Source organism: Microcoleus sp. BM001215392 (assembly GCF_036700185.1).
GTDB lineage: Bacteria > Cyanobacteriota > Cyanobacteriia > Cyanobacteriales > Microcoleaceae > Microcoleus.
Genome location: NZ_JAUBOJ010000553.1, coordinates 1 through 3,621 on the forward strand (window position 1 = coordinate 1; position 3,621 = coordinate 3,621).

The 3,621-nt window shown below is 46.7% G+C and carries 1 protein-coding gene; it reads right to left on the reverse strand.

Features of this window, described 5'->3' with window-relative positions; all coding sequences use genetic code 11:
- A partial coding sequence (cobN, locus tag QT974_RS32505; RefSeq protein WP_333472485.1) for a cobaltochelatase subunit CobN occupies positions 1-3,442 on the reverse strand: 3,442 nt, incomplete at its 3' end.
- Positions 3,443-3,621 lie beyond the last annotated feature (179 nt).

The window sequence follows — 3,621 nt, forward strand, 5'->3', positions numbered from 1 at the left end:
GAACCCCCCCAACCTCCCCTTGGTAAGGGGGGGTTGGGGGGGTATTGACTGGTAGTAAAGCAGAAGAATTGGAATTAGCCACATCTTTACCAGAAGAAGTGGAGGGGGTACTTGTATAGGCGTAACTGCTCCAATTAATGTAAGCTTTGGCTAAATCGCCGTCGTCTGTCCAGTTTTGAGCTTCAATTATTCCCTGAAGTCCCGCACCGTAAGCACCCGGCTTTGAACCAAAGACTCGAAATTGCGATCGCGCTTGCGCATCTTCCCGACTCAAACCAGCCGATTCCCAATCCAAAATCTCTTGTTTAACTTGTGCTGCTAAAGGATTGTCTTCCGCAGGTTCATCTAAATCCGCTACAGCTTTGACAGCCGAGTCAAACAAATCAATTAAATTAAAAAAAGCATCGCGGAAGAAGCCAGAAATCCGCAAAGTAACATCGACGCGCGGCCGCCTCAAAACAGAAACAGGCAAGATTTCAAAATCTACAACCCGGCGCGAAGGCCCATCCCAGATTGGTTGAACTCCGATCAATGCTAAGGCTTCGGCGATGTCGTCTCCCCCTGTCCGCATAGTCGATGTTCCCCACACAGACAAACCCAAAGTTTTGGGATATTCACCATTTTCTTGAGTGTATCTTTCGATTAAAGTTTCGGCTGCAACTCTGCCAACTCTCCAAGCAGTTTCTGTGGGAATAGCGCGGATATCTACCGAGTAAAAATTGCGGCCTGTGGGTAATACATCTGGTCTCCCACGGGTGGGTGCGCCGGATGCGCCGCTGGGAATGTGTCGCCCATCTAGTCCGCGCAACAAGTTAGTAATTTCTTGATTTGTTTGCAGGAGTGATGGTAAAAGATAGTTGGCAATCCAATCTAATTCTTGTTGGGTGGCTTGTCCTATTTCTTGATTAAAAACCGCAGAAGCACGCGGATGAACGCGGATGTCTTTGATTAAATCATCTACTAATTCTGCGGCTTTTGCTTCTAATTCGGCGGTTAAATCGCCTGCGGTGGTTAAGGGATCGAAATCTAGATTTAAGTCTTGGGCGAGGGAGCGGGTTAAGCCGGAACGATTTGTGCTAGGATGGCGGGCGATCGCAATTATCAAATCTCGCAACTGTCTACCTTCGGGACATTGACCAAAAATATGCAGTCCGTCGCGGATTTGGGATTCTTTGAGTTCGCAAAGATAACCGTCGGTGCGGGTGATAAACTCGGTAAACTCGGATTTATTGAGTTGAATGCCTAGGTCTTTATCTAGATTTTCCTGGTTGGTAAGGGCTACAATGCGATCGCGAATCATCGGTAATCTGGACGGGTCTAAGCTTTGCGCCTCGCAATATTCGTCGATTAAGGCTTCCAATTGCTGCAAAGGCCCGTAAAGTTCGGCGCGAGTCATCGGCGGGGTCAGGTGGTCGATAATCACGGCTTGCGATCGTCTTTTTGCCTGGGAACCCTCCCCCGGATCGTTGACAATAAACGGATAGAAATTCGGCAGCGCGCCCAATGCGACTTCGGGATAACATTTATTAGACAATGCCACACTTTTACCGGGAAGCCATTCTAAATTGCCGTGTTTTCCCGCATGAATAATCGCATCAATTCCCAACTTTTCGCGCAGCCAATAATAGTAAGCAAGATAATTGTGAGTTGGTTCCAAATCCGGCGCGTGATAGTTCAAACTAGGGTCAATTTCGTATCCCCGCGACGGTTGAATTCCCACAAATACATTGCCAAACTGAATCCCCGGAATCGGAAACAGATTCGCATCCAGGTTCGTAGTAAGGACTTCAGTCCTTCTTTCCAGGTTCGTAGTAAGGACTTCAGTCCTTCTTTCCCCTGTCGCTAACCCCCATCTATTACAAATTCCATCCTGTACTTGCTGCGGCAAAGTTGTAAAATATTCTTGATATTCCGCCAAATCCAAATATTGATTAACAGGCCGCAATTCTCGTCCTTCCGGGTCATTTGTCACGCCAGAAATGAGCATTTCAATTAACTCACCGCCGCTGCTGGGAATGTTATCTACTCGATAACCGGCTTCCTGCATAGCTTTGAGGATTTCCACACAGCTAGCGGGCGTATCCAAGCCAACACCGTTAGCTAAACGGGCGTTGCGGGTGGGATAATTAGCGAGAATTATGGCGATGCGTCTGTTGGCGGCGGGGGTTTGCTTCATCTTCACCCAATTCGCCGTTAAGTCTGCTACGAATGAAATGCGATCGTCCGCTGCGACATATCCTACCACATCTGTTTCTAATTCACCGTTCCAAGTTTGTACCGCTTTAAAAGAAACAGCCCGAGTAATGATTTTACCATCTACTTCTGGTAATGCGACATTCATCGCCACATCGCGGGGGGAAAGTCCTTGCAATTCTGTTTCCCACTGTTCCAAACCGCCGCCGCTGAAGATTGCTTGCAATACTGGAACGTCTAATAATTTTAAAGTATTTTGTTCTGGTTCAATACTGTTGAAACCAGAGATTGCAAAACTTGTTGTATTGATCAGTAATTGAATTGGTTCGCATTCTTTGGGTTTAAAAAGTTCCAGCAATTCCACTTGCAAATCGGGTTCTCGCAGCGAAGACACAAAGACGGGAACTGGTACTAAATTTCGTTCTGCTAAAGCTTGACAAAGTGCATCAACTGGCGCTAAATTTCCCGATAAGTAATGAGCGCGATAAAATAAAATCCCGACTTTAGCAAGGGTTGGTAAACCCGGAGATCCCCCCCAGCCCCCCTTCTTAAGGGGGGGGCAAGAAGTGGTCAAAGTTTCGGTTTTTAAGGGCGATTTAGCGGTATCGGAATCTGGGTTCAAAGTCCCCCTTCTTAAGGGGGATTTAGGGGGATCGGAATCTGGTAGTAAAATTCCCAAACCAGCCGTTGTATTTCCTCCCCAATCATAAATTCCCACCCGAGAAACTGTTTGAGGAAGAGGCGGATGATAAGCAGTTTTCAAACAAGTGTCAGCCGTAAACTTGAGTGCATTCACAAAATTCTGGACTCCGCCTTCAGTCAAATAGCGCCACAGTTGATTGACTGCGGACAGCGATACATTGGAATGACTAATTAAATCTGGATCGGGACTATCTTCACCAGGGATCACAATCAATGCTGCATTAGTTTTCTGCGCCGTTTCCCGCAGAACTTCCAACCCGTAAGACCAATAAGAACGCCCGCCTAACAGCCTTAAAATTATTACTTCCGCGCGTTCTAAAATTTCCTCGGCGTAGGTGTCAATGGTTAATTGTTGCTGCAACTGAAGCAGATTTACGGCGCGCACTTTGGGGAATTCTGCGGGCATTTTGGATGCGGCGGCCGCGAGTGTTTGAATGTCGGTGTCAGCAGCACTAATAAATACGATTGGTGCTGGGGTTTGCTGTATAAAAATTACTCCTTCTGCTTGAGGGTTCCAACCTCCGGGCGTAGCTGCTATTTTGTGCATTAAATTTTCCTCTATAATCACTCTAAATTAAACAATTTTCTGAGACAATGCGCCTAACTGAATTATCACACAACAAAGATGTTTGTAGTGAGGACTTTAGTCCTATCATTGGGGTGCATCTCACGCAAGGCAAATATATCCGTAGGGGCGAAGCATGACCGCATTCAATATGGGATTAT